The 24,478-nt window shown below is 38.1% G+C and carries 20 protein-coding genes and 1 tRNA gene; all 21 read right to left on the bottom strand.

Annotated features, from left to right (window positions below; translation table 11 throughout):
* Positions 1-34: 34 nt before the first annotated feature.
* Positions 35-1,096, bottom strand: a complete 1,062-nt coding sequence (locus AC1DUD_RS03895; RefSeq protein WP_477371789.1) for an EpsG family protein — start codon at positions 1,094-1,096, stop codon at positions 35-37.
* 9 nt (positions 1,097-1,105) lie between these two features.
* Positions 1,106-1,711 (bottom strand): serine O-acetyltransferase, encoded by a 606-nt coding sequence (locus tag AC1DUD_RS03890; RefSeq protein WP_477371787.1) that lies wholly within the window; start codon positions 1,709-1,711, stop codon positions 1,106-1,108.
* A 32-nt stretch (positions 1,712-1,743) separates the two neighbouring features.
* Positions 1,744-3,162: an oligosaccharide flippase family protein gene (locus tag AC1DUD_RS03885; protein WP_477371785.1), complete on the bottom strand. Its 1,419-nt coding sequence runs from the start codon at positions 3,160-3,162 to the stop codon at positions 1,744-1,746.
* A 149-nt stretch (positions 3,163-3,311) separates the two neighbouring features.
* Complete coding sequence (locus AC1DUD_RS03880) at positions 3,312-4,223, bottom strand: glycosyltransferase family 2 protein (RefSeq protein ID WP_477371783.1); 912 nt, start codon at positions 4,221-4,223, stop codon at positions 3,312-3,314.
* Between the two features lie 2 nt (positions 4,224-4,225).
* On the bottom strand, positions 4,226-5,587 hold the full coding sequence (locus AC1DUD_RS03875) for a protoporphyrinogen/coproporphyrinogen oxidase (protein WP_477371781.1): 1,362 nt from the start codon (positions 5,585-5,587) through the stop codon (positions 4,226-4,228).
* Positions 5,587-6,444, bottom strand: coding sequence for an SDR family oxidoreductase (locus tag AC1DUD_RS03870; protein WP_477371779.1), 858 nt, complete (start codon positions 6,442-6,444; stop codon positions 5,587-5,589). Before AC1DUD_RS03870 ends, AC1DUD_RS03875 begins: the two co-directional genes overlap by 1 nt.
* Position 6,445: 1 nt before the next feature.
* Entirely contained in the window at positions 6,446-6,898 is a 453-nt protein-coding gene (locus tag AC1DUD_RS03865) for a hypothetical protein (RefSeq protein WP_477371777.1), read from the bottom strand.
* Positions 6,883-7,986: a CDP-glucose 4,6-dehydratase gene (gene rfbG, locus AC1DUD_RS03860; RefSeq protein WP_477371775.1), complete on the bottom strand. Its 1,104-nt coding sequence runs from the start codon at positions 7,984-7,986 to the stop codon at positions 6,883-6,885. Before rfbG ends, AC1DUD_RS03865 begins: the two co-directional genes overlap by 16 nt.
* A 21-nt stretch (positions 7,987-8,007) precedes the next feature.
* Complete coding sequence (rfbF, locus tag AC1DUD_RS03855; RefSeq protein WP_477371773.1) at positions 8,008-8,778, bottom strand: glucose-1-phosphate cytidylyltransferase; 771 nt, start codon at positions 8,776-8,778, stop codon at positions 8,008-8,010.
* A 55-nt stretch (positions 8,779-8,833) separates the two neighbouring features.
* Positions 8,834-11,227, bottom strand: coding sequence for a GumC family protein (locus tag AC1DUD_RS03850; protein ID WP_477371771.1), 2,394 nt, complete (start codon positions 11,225-11,227; stop codon positions 8,834-8,836).
* A gap of 8 nt (positions 11,228-11,235) precedes the next feature.
* Positions 11,236-12,090: a polysaccharide biosynthesis/export family protein gene (locus AC1DUD_RS03845; RefSeq protein ID WP_477371769.1), complete on the bottom strand. Its 855-nt coding sequence runs from the start codon at positions 12,088-12,090 to the stop codon at positions 11,236-11,238.
* 160 nt (positions 12,091-12,250) lie between these two features.
* Positions 12,251-12,562, bottom strand: coding sequence for a DUF3467 domain-containing protein (locus AC1DUD_RS03840; protein WP_477371767.1), 312 nt, complete (start codon positions 12,560-12,562; stop codon positions 12,251-12,253).
* A gap of 223 nt (positions 12,563-12,785) precedes the next feature.
* Positions 12,786-17,075, bottom strand: coding sequence for a DNA-directed RNA polymerase subunit beta' (gene rpoC, locus AC1DUD_RS03835; protein ID WP_477371765.1), 4,290 nt, complete (start codon positions 17,073-17,075; stop codon positions 12,786-12,788).
* 111 nt (positions 17,076-17,186) lie between these two features.
* Entirely contained in the window at positions 17,187-20,990 is a 3,804-nt protein-coding gene (rpoB, locus tag AC1DUD_RS03830; RefSeq protein WP_477371763.1) for a DNA-directed RNA polymerase subunit beta, read from the bottom strand.
* 249 nt (positions 20,991-21,239) lie between these two features.
* Positions 21,240-21,623, bottom strand: a complete 384-nt coding sequence (gene rplL / locus AC1DUD_RS03825) for a 50S ribosomal protein L7/L12 (RefSeq protein WP_073405423.1) — start codon at positions 21,621-21,623, stop codon at positions 21,240-21,242.
* 61 nt (positions 21,624-21,684) lie between these two features.
* A complete protein-coding gene (rplJ, locus tag AC1DUD_RS03820; RefSeq protein WP_110585431.1) occupies positions 21,685-22,203 on the bottom strand; it encodes a 50S ribosomal protein L10 in 519 nt (172 codons plus the stop codon).
* A gap of 2 nt (positions 22,204-22,205) precedes the next feature.
* Complete coding sequence (gene rplA / locus AC1DUD_RS03815; RefSeq protein WP_091145359.1) at positions 22,206-22,904, bottom strand: 50S ribosomal protein L1; 699 nt, start codon at positions 22,902-22,904, stop codon at positions 22,206-22,208.
* A gap of 94 nt (positions 22,905-22,998) precedes the next feature.
* Positions 22,999-23,439: a 50S ribosomal protein L11 gene (rplK, locus tag AC1DUD_RS03810; RefSeq protein ID WP_477371759.1), complete on the bottom strand. Its 441-nt coding sequence runs from the start codon at positions 23,437-23,439 to the stop codon at positions 22,999-23,001.
* Positions 23,440-23,617: 178 nt separating this feature from the next.
* The gene (nusG, locus tag AC1DUD_RS03805) at positions 23,618-24,160 is read right to left on the bottom strand and encodes a transcription termination/antitermination protein NusG (RefSeq protein WP_330859559.1); all 543 of its coding nucleotides are present in this window, start codon (positions 24,158-24,160) and stop codon (positions 23,618-23,620) included.
* A 16-nt stretch (positions 24,161-24,176) separates the two neighbouring features.
* Entirely contained in the window at positions 24,177-24,371 is a 195-nt protein-coding gene (gene secE, locus AC1DUD_RS03800) for a preprotein translocase subunit SecE (protein ID WP_090529653.1), read from the bottom strand.
* A gap of 18 nt (positions 24,372-24,389) precedes the next feature.
* Positions 24,390-24,460, bottom strand: a tRNA-Trp gene (locus AC1DUD_RS03795).
* Positions 24,461-24,478: the final 18 nt, after the last annotated feature.

Below are 24,478 nucleotides of genomic sequence, written 5' to 3'. Positions count from 1 at the left end.
AGGTACATGTGCTATGTATAAAATATTTAAAGGTTTATTCATTAAATGTTTTATAAGGTACAACGTCGTTTCTGCCAGGGTTTTTCAACTTATAGGCAGCGATTTTAAATGTTTGGAAAGTAAAGAACCCTAAAAATGCAATGGTGTATAAAATGTACATTAACCTCGGTCTGTTATATCTTTCAAATATTGTTGGGATAAGGGTAATCTGCATAAAAGTTAAATAATATGCCACCCGGAAAGCGATAGGAATGTCTACAAACAAATTAATTAATATAGTACCTAACCAAAAAAAACTGGTATAAAAGTTTATTGTCTTTTTTGAAAAATATAATAGGGTTAAACATATAAGCGTGTTGGGAACCATACTGAATATTTTAGCATTGACATTGTTTACCGAGTTGCCAAAACTATAGTCTGCATACGTGTTGTATTTAGATACATCCACCAAACCACCTCCAACACTTTTCAGATTACTCACGGCATCCCTTACGTGAAATAAATCCCCCCATCCAACCACAAAAGAAATCGCCAATAAAGCGAAAGCTAATTTTGTATTTACCTCTACAGTATAGAAGATTAATGCGATTGGTAACACCATAATTGCAGATGTATGGAAGGTTGTTGCAACAAGTATCCAAAAAATAAAATATTTGATATTCTTGATAGTCAGATTATCTAAGGCCAGTAAAATAAATGAAGTAGCAATTGATTGTCTTAAACCGGATAAGCTAAAATAGTAGTTAAAGGCCAAAACAAATAACAATAGCGAAAACAACTTCTTAGGCGAATTATTTTTAATGAAAAAATAAATAGGTACGAAGATGATTAATGTAGTAACAAACAGAAAAAACTGTTGATCACCACTTATTAACTTAATTATTTGCATCATTAAAGCATAACCAGGCTCTATATCCCGGAAATATGCTTCGCGGCCTAAAAATATATTTACATACATTTCTGTATCTGTACCAACTGTTTTAGCGCGCAGGGCAGATAAAATAAGCAAAAACAAAAAACCAATAAGAAAGGTATGTTTATTATCTCCTATCGCTAAAAGAATTATTAGTATTAAAACTACAAAAAGATAAAACATACTTTTATGTTATAAACGTTCATAAACTTTAATCCCATCTTTCTTAACAATAACGGCAGGATTACCAACTACAGTGCAATTATCAGGTATACTCTTGGTAACAACAGCGGCCGCACCTACTGTTACATTATTACCTAATGTTATTCCTCCAACAACAATTGCCCCAGCACATACTTTAACATTATCTTTCAATATAGGCTTTTTATCAGTACCTGATTCACTTAAACCAATGGTTACATTATGCCATACTTGACAGTTCTTGCCTATATTTATAGCATTTATCACTGAACTGAAACCGTGTTGCAAAACAAAGCCAGAACCGATATGCTTACTCTCCATGTAAATAAAGGAAGGATTTAGTTTCCCCGCCAACACGTTCAATATTTTACCCACAAATCCGATCCTCAAATAAAATATGTTTCTATACTCCTTAATAAAATTTAATAAATATATAAAACCATAAATACCTTTACGTTTAATTCGTAATACCAACAACCATTGTAAAAGATCCTCTTTTATGATTTTACGATTCGGGTGCATTACAAATACCAGGATGTGAGGTATCAACCTTATCGATAAAAAAACAAACCACAATCTTTTAAGTATTTGTTTCATCAACTTAACTTACTATAATGTTCAAATAAAATTTATACCCCACTATTTTTCTTCTTAAATAGAATCTTAGAAATTTCGTCCCGCCCCTCAAAAAGGATGATACATAAGAGTACGGACAATAAAGCGACCTTCATTAAAAACATATTAAAAAAAATAGCCCCCCATAACAATAGAGACAATACGATTTTCGGTACCCAAAACAAAAGCACACTTTTAACATTAAACTTTAATGCATTGATATAAACATAACAAACATTAAATACCAACACCAGCGAAATATAACTTAACGCGTAACATTGAGCTATACCAATCAATGAAATAGTTGCTCCAAATACTATGCCTCCCACCATAAATAATGCGCTTACCCATCCTGATATCATAAACGTCTTCTCCTTCTCTTTTAAAATCAAAAGCTGTCCAACGCTCGAAAGCATAGTCTGTGTAAAAATCAATAAACCAAAATAGGGTAAAAACGCAGCTACCTGAAGCCATTTGGTACCCCATAAAAGAAATACCAATTGATTGGGTAATAATATCAGTATTACCACTAATGGAAAACTTAAAAAAGCTATTATCCTTAACACAAAAAAATACTCTTTCTCAATATCCCCACCTTGCTGCTGTAACTTTTTTAAACTTGGAAAAAGTATATTTGAAAACAAACCAGTTATTAATGTTAGAGGTAATGTTAATAACGAATAGGCCCTACTATACAAGCCCAACTCCGATGCGCCATACCACTTTCCAATTATCATATTGTCAGAATTTCTTGACCAATAATTAATTGTATTAAAGCCTATAACACTTGTTACAAGTTTACGCGTATGTTTAAAACCTACTTTTAAATAATTAAGAGGATATATTTTAAACCCGAGTTTTACTTCCCTTTCATAAAAAACTGCCATAATAGCAGCATTAATTATCTGCGAAAAGATCAAAGCCCAGTATCCCGCTCCCCAATAAGCCAATATTATGGTTACAGAAACCGATGCAACCATTCCCAGTAACGTTATTTTACCAATAAAGGCAAACTTTAATTCCTTGGCCAATATAGCTCCCTGAGCCAAACTTAAACCGCGAAGTAAAAACGTAATTGACAAAACCGCGGTTGGAAGAAAAAGCGCGGGATTTTTGTAAAATACAGAAATGGGATAGGCCATTAAAATAGTTATAAGAAACAACCCTATTCCTAATATCCAAGCTAAATTGGTCAATATTCTTTGATAGGTCCTTCCGTAATCACTTCTAATGAGTGCATATGACAGCCCACCATCTGAAAATACCAATATAAAGTTGGTAAACACTGTAATTAAGCCAACTATACCATAACTTTCAGGTGATAACAACCGTGAAACTATTATAGTTGAAAGAAAATTTATACACTGCGATAAATAGTTAAATCCCCCTGATATTAAAATATTCTTATATAATCCCTTTTTAAAACTTGTCATTTTTTTATTAAATATAACTTAAGCTTGTATCCATTAATATCAAACAGGCAACAACAGCAAAAACATTTAACTGTTTATGACAAATTCAGTTATACCGCAGCTACTACTATGAACTATTATATTATTGGTCAAGTTCTTCCCCAAATATCTCACAGAACGCTCGCAACTTCATTGTGAAGTTTATTGTTAAACAATAATAATGGGCTTTTAAATACTTTTTTTACTATATATTTCAAAGCAACTTTTTGAGGGATCAATTTTTCCTTGACGAGAAAATTCAATACAAAATGAGTGTATTTATTAAATTCGATGATGTTTTTAACTAAAAAATCAAATTTCTCTGCACTAAGTTCCTTTTTAAGGCACAACATACCATCGTAAACATTTTCATTGATTATTTTGGTGGACAACACCCTTGAAGTGGTGGCATATCGTCTTATGAAGAATAACCGATCTGACATTTCAAATTCAAAACTTTCAATTGCCAGCTTTAACATGGTTGTCATATCAAATGGCGTTAGTTTCAAATTGGCACCGCAAAATCCGTTTAAATTGACGAATGATCTGCGGCTATAACAAACACCTGAAGGTGCAAGTCCACCGTGCAAAAACGGTATTATTGAGTTTTGGCCACTTAAAATATTGTTCAGACCAACACCACCAGTTAACCAGGCCTGGTAAAAATCTCTGAACATACTGCGCCCCCACAATACGTACTTATCAGGAAAATTCCGCTTTTGTAAAATATTATAAAATTTACTTAAACATTCTTCAATAAGAAAATCATCTGAGTGACAAAATACAACGTAATCTCCTTGTGCTTCACGCAGGCAAATATTATGGTTCTCATACATGGGCACGGTGTCCGTCCTTGTAATGACTCTAATTTTCTCAGACAACGCAGCATACTTAGCTATGAGCTGAGCAGAATCGTCTTTTGAACCATTGTTACTTATCAAAATTTCATAAGGAAGATCAAAGTTCTGATTAACTGCGCTTTCTATGGTCTCCGCAAGCGAACTTCCTCCATTGTAAACAGGAATTGCAATTGTAAATATCATACCTAAAAATTTAAACACTGAGAAATTGCAGCGCTACGCATTACACAATCGTCTGTCCAATAATATTTCCATTGAGCAAATCTTCCAGCCAAAATTATTTCTCCCAGTTGTTGAACAGGTTTCTCATCCCAATCTGTCATCGGTTCAAGATCATCTTTCTCACGAACCATTCCCATTTTTTCAAGCCAATTAAAAATTGTATCCTGGGCCTCAATGCGCTCATTATCAAAAATCACGTTTGCCCAATCAATCCATTTAGTATGATAACTCTGAATAGCTTCTGGGTTTTCAATCAGCTTCATTTCTACGAGCTCCCTTAATACCGCAGCTGAAATTTTATCAATTGCCTCCGTTAAAGGATGATAGTCAGAAAAATAAACCTCTACCTGTATTCCACATTTTCCGGGTTCACCGTTAGCTGGTGCCAACAAATCTGTAAAGTTGATCCTGGTTGAGTAAAAATCCTCATCGTAAACATATATCCAATGATTATCGACAGGTGCGGGATGCTTAACAACTATATTCAAAATTAACACCTGCGAACATTTCAATTTTTTTGCAGAGTACTTTATAGCTTCCGGCGCATCACTATTTATTATAAGGTAGGGTAATGGAAGTGTACTTATTAAATGTTCATAATTAGCCTTTTCACCGTCCTCAAATAATAGTTCCTTGTTTTGAAAAGATATATATTTAAGTTTTTTGTTATAGCTAATTGTTAACTCCTCCTCTACTTTCTTAATATAAGAATAGTACCCTCCCTGTTTTGGATACCTTACCTTGCTTATATAGTGTGTTTGTTTGGCAAGGGGGCCCTTGGCGCTTTCAACCATATCTGTAATCTCAGGAAAATATATTCTTTTTCCTATCCAATCAGTAGTTAAATTTTCAGGATCTGTAGTCCAATATTTTTTGGTGTAAGCTTTGGGAAAGTTTTCAGCAAATGTTTTACCAAATGCATAATCAATCCATTCCTGATAATTTTCAGGTTTATAATCTCCGGGTAACTCTGCTCGGATCGCCTTAACATCTTCAATACATTTGGCACGCAGAGGCTCAGGTACGGCATACATGTTGGATTGAGCAGGGTGCATAATCCAGGCGTTTTTATAATAATTAGTGGGGTTAGTGGGGTACTCCAAAAATTCCTGATCACAATTATCCGCAAAGTATTTCTTTACATAATCATATTTGGTAAAGGATACATGAGGTCCTTCATCCCAAGTAAAGCCATCAACTACTTCACTATGAATGTGGCCACCACCATGGGATTTTGCTTCATACAATTTATAATTAATATTGCGTTTAGTCAAATGATCGGCTAAACTTAATCCACTTAAACCAGCTCCAAGTATTGTATACATTACAAATTATAAGTAGTTGTTATATATTCTTTTAACGCTTCTTTCCAGTTACGCATTTGATGAACATCATTGAGTTCAAGGTTCATATTGTGTAAACACTCGTTATCGGGCATATTAGCTTTACGAGGAAATGCATTGGAATTTACTGGTTCAACTATGGTATCAAGCTTAAAAAGTTTAACAATTTCACTAACATATTCATACCTCGATGCGCTGCCTTCATTTACAGCGTTAAAAACTCCCCCAAGGTCTTGTTTAATCAATAGTAAAATTTGTTTGGCTAAATCCAATGTATAAGTTGGCGAACCAATTTTATCAATAGCACTATTCATAACTGCAGACTTTTCTGCTTCCTTACGCCTGGCTTCTACAAAATTTTTTTTATGCTGAAGTGTCCCGCCGAATAACCAACCGGGCCTTATTATCAAAAAATCTTTATTATGTTCCTTGATCCTTTTTTCCCCTTCTAACTTGGTATAATGATGAAAAGTTAAAGGGTTGGTGTCATCTAACTCGTTATATGGCGTAGATTTTGCATTACCGTAAACCCCACAACTGCTGATGTAAACAATTTTAGCACAAACTTTATCAGCTGCACGGGCCATGTTTTGCGAACCAATTATATTGGTTTTAATAGCCGCGCTTTTATCATCCTCGCATAAATCAACATTAGTCATGGCAGCACAATGAATCACAACATCTGGTCTGAAATCCGTGATCTTGCTTTTCACATCTGAAAAACTACTCAAATTAATATTTTGGGAATTGAAAGCCAATATCTCGTTATCAAAAGATTGGAGCTGATTATATATCTCGCTTCCCAATATTCCAGAAACTCCTGTTAAAAATACTTTCATCTTAAAATATCCAGTTGTAAGGAATTTCTGAGGCTTCCGGTTCCAACCTTATGCTCTCTTCAGGATTATGCTTTATATTGCAAACGTTTAAAATCAAGCTGTCAACATCTGCAATCCCGCTAAATCCAAACCATATTCCAGGATTTATTACTAATCTTCCGTAATTACTCGGCGATAGTGTAAACTCAGTAATTTTACCAAAATGCTCGCTTTCTTGTCTGTCGTCGTAGAAAACAAACTTCACTGCGCCTACTGGTACAAATAAATTACATATCATTAATGAGTGTTTCTTCCAAGCTTTGGGGTTCCTGCTTTGAGCGGTTGAAAAATAACATTCTCCAAATTCAGGAAGATTATCATCCAATCCTTTAATGGCATGCATTACACTTCCCCCGGTAGTATTTATAACATTTAAAGGATAATAATAAACACCACTAATTATTTCAGTGACCATACGATATTTTTCCTTTTAGCTACTTCAGTGTATTCGTTTATTTGCTTTAGCGTAAAATCCAGCATATTATCGTTATGCTGCTGGTAAAATTCTTTGTACCAATCTGCAGTAAAAACAGCTGTTTCGTTGAAATTAAGAGTCGGCACCCATTGCATGTCAAACAGCGCTTTATCTATGTTTAACTTTAATAACCCCGATTCAGGGAAATTAGATGGTTCAATATTTAATATATCGGTATTATCCTCATCCCAGTTTTCTGCAAGTTTTTTAAGAAGATCCAATACAGTATAATTTTGATCAGTTGGAGGGCCAAAATTATATGCTTCGCCATTTATTGAGTCCTTTTCTGGGTCGGCCAAAAACTGACCAGTTCTTAAGTATCCGCTGAGTGGTTCAAGGACATGTTGCCAAGGACGCGTTGCGTAAGGGCTTCTGATTAGTACCTTTTCATCCTGAGCCCATGCACGGAAACAATCGGGTACTATACGATTGGCTGCCCAATCGCCTCCACCTATTACGTTGCCTGCTCTTACAGAAGCTATTTTTATTTTTTCGTCCTTTTTAAAATAAGAATGAAAATAAGTTTTTATCATTAATTCAGCAGCTCCTTTTGAGGCCGAATATGGGTCTTTACCACCGAGGTGATCGGTTTCTTTATATCCCCAAACCCATTCCACGTTGTCATAGCATTTATCACTTGTAATCATGACAGCTATGCATGGCTTGTTTATAAGCCTCAATACCTCCAAAATATTTGCAGTACCTATAATATTGGTAGTAAAGGTATCTATTGGTTGTTCAAAAGCTAATTTCACGATTGGCTGTGCCGCCAGGTGAAAAACAAAATCAGGTTCAATTTCACCTATGATTTTCTTCATCTCTTCCAGATCACGTATATCTGCGATATATGATTCCATCTGGCTTTCTATATCGGCAATACCAAAAAGAGACGGGTCTTTATAAACCTCGTTTGATATTCCGTAAACTTTTGCGCCTAAAAGCTTTAACCACAAACATAACCAACCACCTTTAAACCCGGTATGGCCGGTAACAAGCACCTTTTTATCGTTGTATATATTATTAAACATATGATTTCAATTTTTATATAATCACCAAGTTTTCCATTTAGCTTTCCCGGAAACCCAATCAGCTTCCAACTCGTGTTTATCGCGCAATGTATCCATTGGCTTCCAAAACCCTTCATGCTTATAGGTAACCATTTCGCCTTTATAGGCAATTTGTTCCATCGGTTCACGCTCCCAGGTTGTGGCATCTCCCTCTATATAATCAAAAACAGCCGGCTCACATACAAAAAAACCTCCATTAACCCAAGCACCATCACCTTTAGGTTTCTCCATAAAAGAGTGAACAAGATTGTCCTGATTGATATCTAAGGCACCAAATCTCCCGGATGGTTGTACTGAAGTAACCGTACAAAGCTTCTTGTTTTCTTTATGAAATTCAACAAGTTTGGTGATATCAACATTACTTACGCCATCCCCATAAGTGAGCAAAAATGGGTTGTTACCGATATGAGGCTGAACGCGTTTAATTCGGCCTCCTGTCATTGATTCGTTTCCCGTATCAACTAATGTTATAGTCCACGGCTCAGCTTGGCTGTCATGAACCTTCACCGTATTATCTTTTAAATCTATAGTTACATCTGATTTATGCAAAAAGTAATTCGTAAAATACTCCTTAATAACGTATCCCTTATATCCTAAACAAATTACAAAATCGTTATATCCGTGGGAAGAATATATCTTCATAATATGCCATAATATCGGCATGCCTCCAATTTCAACCATTGGCTTAGGCTTTAAAACTGTTTCTTCGGATAGTCTGGTTCCTAATCCACCTGCAAGCAATACTACTTTCATTTATGTTAATTTGGGTTAATGATGTTCGATTATTATTATAAAAGCGATCAAGTATCTATTTCTTAAATAGTTTTTTAAACCAGTTATCTTTGCTTACCGCAACGCCCTCACCGTAGCCGTAGCCATAGCCATAACCGTAACCATAGCCGTAACCATAACCATAATAGCCACCTTTCCTGGTTTTTATATCATTAATTACCAGGTAAGCTTTCCTAAACTTACCATCATTTGATAAATCATTAATGATATTTAATTGAGTCTTATAAGTATACTCCTGGCGTACTATGTACAAGCTTACATCAACAAATTTTTCTATTATTTGCGCATCAGACACCAAGCCGATTGGCGCACTATCAATAATTATGTAATCAAATTTCTTCCTTAAATCATTGATCATTAAGCCAAGACGTTCGCTCATTAATAACTCTGACGGATTTGGAGGAATCGGCCCGGAAGATAAAACAAAACAGTTCTCGGAAAAATAACTCTGCTTTATCACACTATCAATATCCATTCTTTCGGAAATCACATAGTTGGTAAAACCATTATTAGGATCCAAGCCCAAATTCATTGACAGTTTTGGTTTACGTAAATCCAATTCTATTAGCAGAACCTTTTTTCCGCTTAAAGCTAATACGCTACCTAAATTGGTACAAATAAATGACTTCCCTTCCCCACTCATACTGGAAGTAGCCATAATAACATTACACTCACCAGTTTTTAATACAAACTGTAAGTTTGTTCTAAATGCTCTAAACTGCTCTGAAATTATTGAACGGGAATTATTTATAACAACTAATGAATTACCTTCAGGATTATTTCCAATCTCGCCTAATATTGGAATCTTAGTTACAGCTTCTATATCCTCTTTATTAATGATCTTTATGTTTAAACGATCTTTACCGTACAGGTAGCCCCATGGAATCAATAAACCACAGGCAAAACCGATTAGATATATGAGTGATTTATTGGGCTTAAAGGGTAGATATTCACATTTAGCCGGATCAATAATTCTTGCTGTCGATAACGTAGATGTTTTGGCGATAGCTGTTTCTTCGCGCTTTTGCAACAAATATAGATACAGCTGTTGTTTAAGATCTTGCTGCCTTGAAAAATCAAGATACAAGCGTTCCTGCTTTGGAACTTTTTTTACCTTTGTTAATAAACCAGCATTCTTAGATTTCAATTGGTTTACAACTATTGATAAACTCTTTTTATAAGTATCAAAACTTTTTATTAGGCTAACTTTCGCTGTTTCAAGTTCGGCATCAATATTTTTAATAACCGGGTTGTCCGCTTTATACGAAAGCATTAAGTTATCTCTATTAATCACCAATTGATTATACGAACTTATACCTGCTGCAAAAACCGGGTCTTGAACCGACATTGAACTGGGAATAATTCTTTTGTTACCAGAAGCCGTCAAATATTTTTCGATTTCATTTACAAGTGACAATTGAATTTCCTGCTCATTTAGCTTATTGTTATAATCAGAAACATTTGCAACTAAAGCCTCACCTTGAGCATTAACATTCGCAAGTTCATTCTCTTGTTTGAATTTTTCAAAATTAGATTCAACCCCAGCCAATTCCTTGCTGACAACTTGTATCCTTTTATCTATAAAATTCAATGTACTATCTGCGATCTCAATTTTATTTTGATGGTTTCCTTCTAAATATAAAGTCATCAATTTCTGAACGATTGCTTCGCCCTTCTTAGGATTTGAATATTGAAAAGAAAGGGCAACAGTAGTACTTTTCTTATCAGTTAAATCAACATTAAGACTTTTACTTAACCTTTCTACTTGTCCATCAATAGAATTGATATTCAATTTGTAACCGTTAGCTTCGATAGGCTGTCCCGGGATTTTCAAAAAAACCAGGTCATAATCGGCCAGTCGCACAACATCATTATACTTAAAAGTTGTATCAATATTGTCCTTCCCGTTTACAAGATGAATTTGATCTTTATTATTAATGTCTAACAAATAATCCCTCGCTTTTATCGAATCCGCTTTAGGAATAATTTTAACGTAAAATGGATATTCATTATACAATTCGATCGAATTCAATCTGCCTCTTCTAAATACGGTGACATCAAGGTGCAAATCTTTAACAACGCTTGTCATTAATGATTTAGATTTTAATATATCTATTTCATTATAAACGTTGCTTGACATATCCAACAGATCAGAAAAATCCATTAAGGAACTACTACTGCTTTTACCGCCTAAAAGGCCACCCGATGACCCATCGTCGATGGTAATTTTACTATCAATTTCATATGATGGAGTACTATATCGGGAATATAAAAAGGCTAAGGATAAGCAACCTATTAAACCAATTAAAAACAGGTGCCAGTGACCTACAATATTTCCAACAAATTTTTTAACATTGAAGCTATCTTCTTTATCCAAAGATTTATTAGATTCTTGAGTACGAAATTCCATTTAATAGATTATTTTCTTGTTATATAAATAGCTATGATTGATAAAAGCGATCCCAATATAGTATAGTTACGCGCTTGTGTGGCATCGGTAGCTGCCGCCTTTGCCTTACTGGGTTCAACATAAATAATATCATTTTGGCGTAAATAATAATAAGAGGCTGTCAGCAAATCACTTTTTTTCAAATTCACTCTATACGGCGTTTTTGAACCATCAGGATTTTCCCTTATCAAAAGCACATTTTCCCTTTTACCATAAATTGTTAAATCGCCTGCCATAGTAATGGCATCCAATAAACCCACTTTCTCATTTGGCAATATATATACTCCAGGCTTTGCCACCTCTCCGGCAATACTTATCTTAAAATTAGCATAACGAACAATTACCGTTGGATTATTGTAGTATTTCGAAGCCAATTCTGTTACAATAACTTTCAATTCAGATGTCGTATGTCCTATCACGTGAATCTTACCAAGTACAGGAACATCGATATCTCCATCCTTGTCAACCAAGTATCCTATCGGCGACTGTCCCGAACCAGAGCCAGAAAGCCCACCCGATAGCTGACTTAATGTAGACGGCGAATTGGGAGATGCAGAGGATGGCGCGCCGGAAATAGGAACATTGCCAGCATTGATCATCTGAGTAGCGCTTGGATCGATAGTTTGTACAATTACAGTCAAAATATCGTCTACTTGAATTTTAGGAGCAACATATGTATTTACACCAATAGTTTTCAACGCTCCAGAATCTGGAATATCTTGAAAGTATTTGGTTTTTTTTGTGCTGCTACAAGAAAAAATGTTGAAAACAAGAAACAAAACGAAGAGTAGTAAAAATGAATTTACAATGTAGGATTTTCTCATAAAATTAGGACTCCCATGTCTTTGTAGGTATAAGTTGTAAAACGTTGCAATATATACACTTTTTTCTCAAATGCAACACACTATTATTAAATTTTTTATAAACAAGGCATAAGCATAACTTTTCCTTAACCAAAGGACCATTTTAATATAATATTATTAATTATGCCTGTCCCATTGTGCCACCAAAATTCATCGGAAAACCTGGATGATCGGGCTGTACTTTGATCCGGCCGTTAATAGTTTCATACTTTTCAATGTTGTCTTCCAATGCCGACAAGAGACGCTTGGCATGCTCCGGAGTTAATATGACCCGCGACTTTACCCTGGCTTTAGGCACGCCTGGCATAACCCGGATAAAATCCAACACAAATTCTGAATTTGAATGGGTAATGATAGCCAGGTTTGAATAGGTACCTTCTGCAATTTCTTCCGAAAGCTCGATATTGAGCTGATTTTCATTTTGTTCTTCCATGTTACTAAAATAACAAAAAGACGTTCTTCATAAACTGTCTTTTTGCGGGGTAAATGCCGGGCAAATATAGCTTTTAAGAATATAAGTCCATATTATATTCTTTCTGCATAAGGTCGAACGTAGAACAGTGTTGCTTCGCTTTTGTTTTAACTATTTTTAAAAAAACATAAAAAAAGCCTCCCGGAGAACCGGGAGGCTTGATAAATATTTGAATAACTAAAGGTTAAGCTTCTAACTCTTCTGCTTTTGAAGCCATCAGGCGGTCAAACTCTTCCTGTGAGCCTACCCGGATATTTTCATACTCGCGCAAACCGGTACCTGAAGGTATTAAGTGACCTACGATAACGTTTTCTTTTAGGCCAAGCATTAAATCTTTTTTACCTGCTATAGCTGCTTCGTTCAGTACTTTGGTTGTTTCCTGGAACGATGCCGCTGAGATAAATGATTTGGTACCTAACGATGCCCTGGTGATACCTTGCAGTATCGGGCTAGATGTAGCCGGGATAGCGTCACGCACTTCAATCAATTTAAGATCGCGGCGTTTCAAAATCGAGTTTTCATCGCGTAAGCGGCGTAATGAAACTATCTGACCAGATTTCAATGTAGTTGAATCACCCGGATCAGTTACAACTTTCTTGTCGTAAATTTCATCATTCTCGGTCATGAAATCCCATCCGTCAACAGCTTCACGCTCCAAGAAACGGGTATCACCCGCATCTTCAATCGCTACTTTCTGCATCATCTGGTGAACAATAACCTCAAAGTGCTTATCATTGATCTTCACACCCTGTAAGCGGTAAACTTCCTGAATACCGTTAACAAGGTATTCCTGAACTGCTGCAGGGCCCTTGATAGCAAGGATATCTGCCGGAGATATTGAACCGTCTGACAGTGGCATACCAGCTTTAACAAAGTCATTATCCTGTACAAGGATGTGTTTTGAAAGCGGTACAAGGTATTTTTTAACCTGGCCGTCTTTTGATTCAATGGTGATTTCGCGGTTACCACGTTTTACACCACCTAAAGTTACCACACCGTCTATTTCGGTTACTACAGCCGGGTTTGAAGGATTACGTGCTTCAAATAACTCGGTTACACGTGGCAAGCCACCTGTAATATCTCGCGTTTTACCGGTTGAACGAGGAATTTTAGCAATAACCTGGCCTGTTTGCAGTTTGTCACCTTCATCAACAGCGATGTGGGCGCCTACAGGGATGTTATATCCTTTAATAACGTTACCTTTTGTATCAGCAATCTGGATAGCAGGGTTTTTAGTTTTATCCCTGGTATCGATGATCACTTTTTCACGGTGACCGGTTTGCTCGTCAGACTCCTCACGGAAAGTAATACCTTCCAATACGGCATCAAACTGGGTAATACCCGCAAACTCAGATATAATTACCGCGTTGTACGGATCCCATGAACAGATCCGGTCGCCTTTGGTGATCTTGCTGCCATCTTTCACATACAGGTATGAACCGTATGGGATATTGTTGGTAACAATTACTTTATTGCTTCCGGCTTCAATGATACGGAATTCGCCTGAACGGCCTAATACCACATCAACAGCGCCGTCTTCGGCAGTTTCATAAGTAACAGTACGTACGTTCTCAAATTCAATGATACCATCAAATTTAGCGTTGATCTGTGATTCAGCCGCAATGTTTGACGCGGTACCACCCACGTGGAATGTACGAAGTGTTAACTGTGTACCCGGCTCACCAATTGACTGTGCTGCAATTACACCGACAGCTTCACCTTTTTGCACACGCTTACCGCTTGCAAGGTTACGGCCATAGCACAATGCACAAACACCACGTTTACTTTCACAAGTTAATACGGAACGGATTTCGATGCCTTCCAACGGCGAGTTCTCGATCTTTTTGGATACCTCTTCGGTAAGGTCCTGACCAGCTAAAGCTAACAATTCGTTAGTAATAGGATCATGAACGTCATGAAGCGTGGTACGACCTAAAATACGGTCATATAATGGCTCAACAATATCTTCGTTATCTTTCAATGCAGTTGTATAGATACCCCTTAAAGTACCGCAATCAACTTCACCAACAATCATATCCTGTGCAACGTCATGCAACCTACGTGTTAAGTAACCAGCATCCGCTGTTTTCAACGCCGTATCCGCCAAACCTTTACGCGCACCGTGGGTAGAGATAAAGTACTCCAATACCGACAAACCTTCTTTAAAGTTTGAAAGGATCGGGTTTTCGATGATCTCACCACCTGAACCTGATTTTTGAGGCTTGGCCATCAAACCACGCATACCTGCAAGCTGACGGATCTGCTCTTTTGAACCACGGGCACCTGAATCAAGCATCATGTAAACAGAGTTGAAACCCTGGTTATCGTTGCTCAGGATGTCCATTACGTTAGCGGTTAAGCGGTTGTTGATACGTGTCCAGATATCGATGATCTGGTTATAACGCTCATTGTTAGTGATGAAACCCATGTTGTAGTTACCCATAACCTCGTCAACTTGTTTAGAAGCTGTTTCGATCAAAGTAACTTTTTCAGCAGGGATATTGATGTCCTTCAGGTTAAATGATAAACCACCCTGGAATGCCATCTTGAAACCTAACTCCTTAATATCGTCAAGGAACTGGGCAGCACGTGCCATACCGGTAATTTTCACTACTTCACCAATGATATCACGAAGTGATTTTTTGGTTAATAGCTCATTGATATAACCTACTTCAACCGGTACGTGTTGGTTAAACAATACGCGACCTACAGTGGTATCAATAATTTTGCTTACAATTTTACCATCGCGCTCTTTAGTGAAAGCTTTAACTTTAATAAAGGCGTGCAGGTCAAGTTTCTTTTCGTTATAAGCGATGATTACTTCTTCGGCAGAGTAAAAAGTTAAACCCTGGCCTTTAACCACACGCGTTTCATCTGTTTTACGGCCTTTGGTTATGTAGTACAAACCAAGTACCATGTCCTGAGATGGTACAGTGATTGGCGTACCGTTTGCAGGGTTAAGGATGTTGTGCGAAGCAAGCATCAGGATCTGGGCTTCCAAAATTGCCGCGTTACCAAGTGGTACGTGAACGGCCATCTGGTCACCGTCAAAATCCGCATTGAATGCCGTACAGGTTAGTGGGTGCAATTGGATCGCTTTACCTTCAACCAGTTTTGGCTGGAACGACTGGATACCCAACCTGTGCAGCGTAGGCGCACGGTTTAGTAACACAGGGTGTCCTTTCAATACGTTTTCCAAAATATCCCAAACTAATGGGTCTTTACGGTCAACAATCTTTTTGGCAGATTTTACTGTTTTAACCACACCACGCTCAATCATTTTGCGGATGATAAATGGTTTAAACAGCTCGGCAGCCATATCTTTTGGTAAACCGCACTCGTGTAATTTAAGGTTAGGACCTACAACAATTACCGAACGGGCAGAGTAATCCACACGTTTACCTAATAAGTTTTGACGGAAACGGCCTTGTTTACCTTTCAGGATATCCGAAAGTGATTTCAATGCACGGTTACCTTCAGTTTTTACCGCGTTAACTTTACGTGAGTTATCGAATAACGAATCCACAGCTTCCTGCAACATACGTTTTTCGTTACGTAAAATTACCTCTGGTGCTTTGATCTCGATCAAACGTTTTAAACGGTTATTACGGATAATTACACGACGGTAAAGGTCATTCAAATCAGAAGTAGCGAAACGGCCACCTTCCAGTGGTACTAACGGACGCAACTCAGGCGGGATAACCGGAACGATCTTAACGATCATCCACTCTGGGTTATTTTCGATCCTGGTTTTTGCATCACGGAAAGCCTCAACAACTTGTAAACGTTTTAAAGCTTCGTTTTTACGTTGTTGTGAAGTTTCGTTTGCTGCCTGGTGACGCAGGCTGAATGATAATTCATCAAGGTCAAGGCGTTTTAACAATTCTTCCAAAGCCTCAGCACCCATTTTGGCAACAAATTTCTGTGGATCTTTGTCGTCAAGGTACTGGTTTTCTTTAGGAAGGGTATCTAATACGTCAAGGTATTCTTCTTCAGTAAGGAAATCCATTTTGTTGATTCCATCACCTTCTTTAATACCTGCTTGTATCACTACGTAACGCTCGTAGTATATAATAAGGTCAAGCCTTTTTGTAGGCAAACCTAATAAATAACCAATTTTGTTTGGCAATGAACGGAAGTACCAGATATGCGCAACAGGCACCACCAGGTTGATGTGGCCCATACGCTCACGACGTACTTTCTTTTCGGTTACTTCAACACCGCAACGGTCACACACGATACCTTTGTAACGGATACGTTTGTATTTACCGCAATGGCACTCATAATCCTTAACCGGGCCAAAAATACGCTCACAAAACAAACCATCACGCTCAGGTTTGTAGGTACGGTAGTTAATGGTTTCCGGCTTTAAAACTTCACCGCTTGAACGCTCAAGGATAGACTCAGGAGAGGCTAAACTGATAGTAATGGTGGTAAAGTTACTTTTGATTTTATTATCCTTTTTGTAAGACATAGTCTCCTTTATTTTTAATTATTGAAGGACTGAATTATTGAATTATTGATTGCTCGAAAATTACTGAAGGACTGAATTACTCAATAATTCAATCCCTCAATAATTCAATAATTACTCTAAAGTGATATCCAAACCTAAGCCGCGTAACTCATGAACCAATACGTTGAATGATTCAGGAACTGATGGCGTTGGCAGGTTTTCACCTTTAACAATAGCCTCATATGTTTTGGCACGGCCGATAACATCATCCGATTTAACGGTCAATATCTCCTGCAGTATGTTTGATGCACCAAATGCTTCCAGTGCCCAAACCTCCATCTCACCAAAACGCTGACCACCAAATTGTGCTTTACCACCCAATGGTTGTTGTGTGATCAATGAGTACGGTCCGATTGAACGGGCGTGCATCTTATCATCAACCATGTGACCTAATTTCAGCATGTAGATAATACCTACAGTAGTTTGCTGATCAAAACGATCACCTGTTAAACCATTGTATAAATAGGTACGGCCCGATTCAGGTAAGTTGGCTTTCTTAACCCACTCTTCCACTTCTTCATGGCTTGCACCATCAAAAATAGGAGTAGCGAATTTTATACCAAGCTCTTTACCGGCCCAGCCCAATACGGTTTCGTAGATCTGGCCCAGGTTCATACGTGAAGGTACACCCAGCGGGTTCAACACAATATCAACCGGTGTTCCATCTTCAAGGAAAGGCATGTCTTCGTCACGTACAATACGTGCAACAATACCTTTGTTACCGTGGCGGCCTGCCATTTTATCACCTACTTTGAGCTTACGCTTTTTAGCGATGTAAACTTTAGCCATTTGCACGATACCTGATGGAAGCTCATCACCCACACTGATAGCGAATTTATCACGACGATAGGCACCCAGCTCCTCATTAAACTTAATGTTGAAGTTGTGAAGAAGGATCTTGATCTGATCGTTTTTATCATCATCAGTAGTCCATTTAGTTGGGTTAATATTATCGTAATTAAGCTCAACTAATATTTTCTGGGTGAATTTAACACCTTTAGGAACCTGTAACTCTTTGTAAACGTTATAAACACCTTGCGAAGTTTTACCGTTAACGATCTCAAATAACTTTTCGATCAAAGTATTTTTAAGATCTTTTACAGCTTTGTCATGCTTGTTATCCAATTTCTCTAACTGTGCTTTTTCTTCAGCCTTTGAAGTTTTCTTAGCACGTGAGAATAATTTGGTATCGATAACAACACCGGCAATTGACGGCGGGGTTTTCAATGAAGCATCTTTAACGTCGCCGGCTTTATCACCGAAGATAGCACGTAACAGTTTTTCTTCCGGTGATGGGTCTGATTCACCTTTAGGGGTGATCTTACCAATCAGGATGTCGCCTTCTTTAACCTCAGCACCTACACGGATGATACCGTCTTCGTCAAGGTCTTTAGTAGCTTCTTCTGATACGTTAGGGATATCTGGTGTTAACTCTTCCTCACCGCGTTTAGTGTCACGAACTTCAAGCTCGAACTCTTCAACGTGGATTGAGGTAAATATATCTTGTGAAACAACACGCTCAGAAATTACGATCGCATCCTCAAAGTTATATCCCTGCCAAGGCATGAACGCTACTTTAAGATTACGGCCTAATGCAAGCTCGCCATTTTGGGTAGCGTAACCTTCGCAAAGTACCTCACCTTTTTCAACCCTCTGCCCTTTTTTAACAATAGGCTTAAGGTTCATAGTAGTGCTTTGGTTGGTTTTCTTAAACTTGGTTAAGCGGTAGCTTCTGCTATCTCCTTCAAACGAGATCAAACGATCAAGTTCGTTACGGTCATATTTAATACGGATCTCATTAGCATCAACATACTCAACCACACCATCGCCTTCGGCGTTGATCAGGGTACGAGAGTCTTTTGCTACGCGACCTTCCAAACCGGTACCAACAATTGGCGCTTCAGGGCGTAACAATGGTACGGCCTGGCGTTGCATGTTCGATCCCATCAATGCACGGTTAGCATCATCATGCTCCAGAAATGGAATAAGTGAAGCCGCGATTGAAGTGATCTGGTTTGGAGCAATGTCCATTAAATCCAGACGCTCTGGTTCGATAACCGGGAAGTCGCCTTCGAAACGTGCTTTTACACGTGGCAATGCAAACTCACCTTTATCGTCATACACTGCGTTTGCCTGGCCAATGGTTTTACCGTCTTCATCTTCGGCAGATAAATAGATAACCGGCTCATCAACCATTACTTTACCTTCAACCACACGTTTGTACGGTGTTTCGATAAAGCCTAAGTTGTTGATCTTGGCATGCACGCAAAGTGATGAGATCAAACCAATGTTCGGACCTTCGGGAGTTTCGATAGTACACAACCTACCGTAGTGGGTGTAGTGAACGTCACGAACCTCGAAACCTGCACGCTCACGCGACAGACCGCCGGGGCCTAAGGCTGACAGACGACGCTTGTGCGTGATCTCTGCCAGTGGATTGGTTTGGTCCATGAACTGTGATAACTGGTTTGTTCCGAAGAACGAGTTGATCACAGATGATAATGTACGCGCGTTGATCAGGTCGGTTGGTGTGAACACCTCGTTATCACGAATGTTCATACGCTCACGGATGGTACGGGCCATACGTGCTAAACCTACGCCAAACTGAGCATAAAGCTGCTCACCAACGGTACGTACACGACGGTTTGACAAGTGATCAATATCATCCACCTCGGCTTTTGAGTTGATTAATTTGATCAGGTATTTAACAATCGCGATGATATCCTGCTTGGTTAAAACTTTAGTTTCTTCCGAAGTGCTCAGTTTTAATTTACGGTTGATGCGGTAGCGGCCCACATCGCCCAGGTCATATCTTTTATCTGAAAAGAACAAACGATCGATGATACCACGTGCTGTTTCTTCATCAGGTGGTTCAGCGTTACGTAACTGACGGTAGATGTGCTCAACCGCTTCCTTCTCAGAGTTGGAAGTATCTTTCTGTAAGGTATTGTATATAATAGTATAATCACCGCTGGTTGAAGCATCTTCCTTGTTCAGGATGATGGTTTTAACACCAGAGTCGATGATCATATCAATATGATCGTCTTCCAATAAGGTTTCACGCTCAAGGATGATCTCATTACGAGGGATAGAAACTACCTCACCGGTATCTTCATCCACAAAGTCTTCGATCCATGTTTTAAGTACCCTTGCAGCAAGCTTACGGCCAATATATTTTTTAAGGCCTGATTTGCTTACTTTAACCTCGTCGGCCAGTTCAAACAACTCTAATATATCTTTATCAGAGTCATAACCAATGGCGCGAAGCAGCGTAGTAACCGGGAATTTCTTTTTACGGTCAATGTAAGCGTACATCACGTTGTTAACGTCTGTAGCAAACTCAATCCATGAGCCTTTGAAAGGGATAACACGGGCCGAGTATAATTTTGTACCGTTGGTATGGCGGCTCTGACCAAAGAACACACCTGGCGAACGGTGTAACTGTGATACAATTACGCGCTCGGCACCATTAATAACAAATGTACCTTTAGGGGTCATGTATGGGATAGTGCCCAGGTACACGTCCTGTACAATTGTTTCAAAATCTTCGTGCTCCTCATCATTACATGACAGGCGAAGCTTGGCTTTTAATGGTACGCTGTAAGTTAATCCGCGTTCAATACACTCTTGTATATCATAACGTGGCGGATCAATAAAGTAGTCAAGAAACTCCAGGACAAAGATGTTTCTTGAATCTGAAATAGGAAAGTTTTCGGCAAACACTTTAAACAGCCCTTCTTTATAACGGTTGTCGGAAGTGGTTTCCAATTGAAAAAATTCCTGGAAAGATTGTAACTGAACATCCAGAAAATCAGGGTACTCAAGCACCTTTCTGCTGGTTGCAAAGTTTACTCTTTGATTATTATTGTTTGCCAAGGTATTTAAATTTTAGTTTATTAATAAACTTGATAGATGTGAGATTTAGGATTTAAGACATGAGCATTGAGATTTGAGAACAGAAATACGATTCAGACAGATGCCGCTAAAGCAAGCGGCAAAAATCTCATATCTTAAATCTCATATCTATCATCTCCTATCGGATATCTGCACTCCAAACCTTTATAAACAGCAATAGACCCCGACCGTTATGGTCGGAGTCTTGATGCTATATTTCAGTAGGTTAAATTACTTAACCTCAACTACTGCTCCGGCTTCTTCTAATTGTTTTTTCAAAGATTCAGCTTCCTCTTTAGTTACACCAGTTTTAACTTCTTTTGGTGCACCGTCAACAAGATCTTTAGCTTCTTTCAAACCAAGGCCAGTTAAGTCTTTTACTAATTTAACAACTGCTAATTTAGCGCCGCCTGCTTCTTTCAGGATAACGTCAAATGCAGTTTGTACTGCTTCAGCAGCAGGGGCATCATCGCCACCAGCAGGAGCAGCAGCAACAGCTACAGCTGCAGCAGCAGGCTCAATACCATACTCATCTTTTAAGATTTGAGCTAATTCGTTTACTTCTTTTACTGTTAAGTTTACCAACTGTTCAGCAAACGCTTTTAAATCCGCCATTTTATTTAAATTTTTACTTTTAATGCTTTTTGTTTGTTATTATCGAACTTAAAGGTGTTCGTTAACCTCTTTCCTGTAATGTTTTTACAAGGCCTGCAATTGTATTTCCGCCTGATTGTAATGCTGAAATAACGTTTTTCGCAGGTGATTGTAGCAATCCGATAACTTCGCCAATCAGTTGTTCCTTTGATTTTAGTTTGATCAAAGTATCAATCTGGTTGTCACCGATAAATATCGCTGAATCAATATAAGCTGCTTTTAAAATTGGTTTTTCACCTTTTTTCCTTAATTGTTTGATCAACTTGGCCGGAGCTGTTGCTGATTTTGAAAAAAAGATAGATGATGAACCTTTTAATACATCAAATATTGGGCTGTAATCGCCGCCGGCAGCTTCCATAGCTTTTTTAATCAAGCTATTTTTAGCTACTTTCATCGTAATGTCGCTTTCGAAACACTGACGACGAATGTCGTTGATTTTTGCAACTGTCAGATCTGAAGTATCAGTAATATAAAAGTTACCGAACTCCTGCATTTGCTCAGTTAGGGCTACAACAAGGTCGTATTTTTCTTCTTTATTCATGATTAGATCCCCGCTACTGATTTAGTTTCAACTGTTATTCCTGGCGACATAGTTGAAGAGATATGAATGCTCTTGAAATATGTTCCTTTTGCTGCAGATGGCTTCAATTTAGAGATGGTTTGCAATACTTCTAATGCATTCTCATAAATTTTATCTGCAGGGAAAGATGCTTTTCCTATTGAGGTATGGATGATACCTGTTTTATCAACTTTGAAGTCGATTTTACCACCTTTAACCTCAGTTACAGCTTTACCAACTTCTGGAGTTACTGTACCTGATTTAGGGTTTGGCATAAGGTTACGCGGGCCTAAAATACGACCTAAACGACCAACCTTTGCCATAACACTTGGCATAGTGATGATAATATCAACATCAGTCCATCCACCTTCAATTTTGGCAATATAATCATCCAAACCTACAAAGTCCGCACCTGCATCTTTTGCTTCTTGTTCCTTATCAGGAGTACAAAGCACTAATACACGTACAGTTTTGCCGGTTCCATGAGGTAATGTTGCAATACCACGCACCATTTGATTGGCTTTACGCGGGTCAACACCTAAACGAACGTCTATATCAACTGATGAATCAAATTTAGTTAAGGTTAATTCCTTTACCAAAGCTGATGCAGCTTCTAATGAATACGATTTGTTTGCCTCAATTTTGGAGAGTGCCGCTTTTTGATTTTTTGTTAATCTTGCCACTGTCTTAAACTGATTTGTATAAATTTTTAATTCTTGATTTGAGATTTGAGATCAGAGATTAATGAAAACCAAAAATCCGCTATCCTAAATCAATTTAATTCCAGGGAGCCGTACCTGATAYGGTGATTCCCATACTACGGGCAGTACCTGCCACCATTTTCATGGCTGATTCAACTGTAAATGCGTTCAGATCTACCATTTTATCCTTAGCAATAGTTTCAACCTGCTCCCAATTTACATTGGCAACTTTTTTACGGTTGGGCTCTGCTGAACCACTTTTTAAACCTGTTGCTTCCAATAACTGGATTGCAACCGGAGGGGTTTTGATGATAAATTCGAAAGATTTGTCAACATAAACAGTAATCAAAACAGGCAATATTTTACCAGGTTTATCCTGGGTACGTGCATTAAATTGCTTGCAAAACTCCATGATGTTCACACCTTTTGCACCCAATGCAGGGCCAATTGGAGGTGATGGGTTTGCGGCGCCGCCTTTAACTTGCAGCTTTACCATTGCACCGATCTCTTTTGCCATTTTAATTTACTTTAATTATAACTCAATGTTAGTAAGTGGAAGCTAAGTAACATTTAAGGTTGTTTTGATTTCGGATTTGGGATTTTCCATTTCGGATTTATCTCCCTCCTCTTTCATCTTATATTTTAAATTCAAAAATTCCGAAATCGAAAATCCGATATCCGAAATTGTTTGAAAACTATTCTTTCTCTACCTGCATGTAATTCAATTCAAGCGGCGTACGGCGCCCGAATATCTTTACCATTACTTTCAGTTTCTTTTTCTCTTCGTTAACCTCTTCGATAACGCCGCTGAAACCGTTGAAAGGACCGTCCATGACTTTAACGGCCTCGCCAACATAATAAGGTACATTCATGGTTTCGCCCTGCGAGCTCATTTCGTCAACCTTGCCTAAAATACGGTTAACTTCTGCCTGGCGAAGCGGAATAGCATTTCCGGCTTTATCACCCAGGAAACCTATAACGCTGTTTATGTTTTTTATGATGTGCTCGGTCTCGCCATCTAAAACAGCTTCCATAAGCACATAGCCCGGAAAGTAGTTACGCTCTTTAGCGATCTTCTTTCCATCGCGCATCTGGTAATACTTTTCGGTAGGTATTAATACCTGTGGTACCAAATGACTAATGCCCAAACGGCTAATTTCGGCATCTATATATTGTTTAACTTTTTTTTCCTTACCACTAATAGCCCTAACTACATACCATTTCAATTGATCACTCATCTCCGTCTCCCTGATATTATGTTAGTGATGTGTAAAACAGTTTAAGCAAATAATTAATGATCTGGTCCATACCTAAGATAACCAGCGCAATAATTATAGCGGCAACCAATACCAAAACAGCGCTGCTTTGCAGCTCGCGCCATGTAGGCCAGGTAACCTTTTCGGTTAACTCGATGTATGACTCTTTAATATATTCAGCTACGCCTGCCATTTTTATATTGTGCTTAAGCACGGGAACAAGGATTCGAACCCTGATCAAAGGTTTTGGAGACCTCTATTCTACCGTTGAACTATTCCCGTGTATCATTTATAATAAGA

This window comes from Mucilaginibacter sp. P4_A11 (assembly GCF_056402535.1).
Note: the sequence above shows the minus strand (reverse complement) of the source record. Positions and strands in the feature narration are given on the sequence as shown.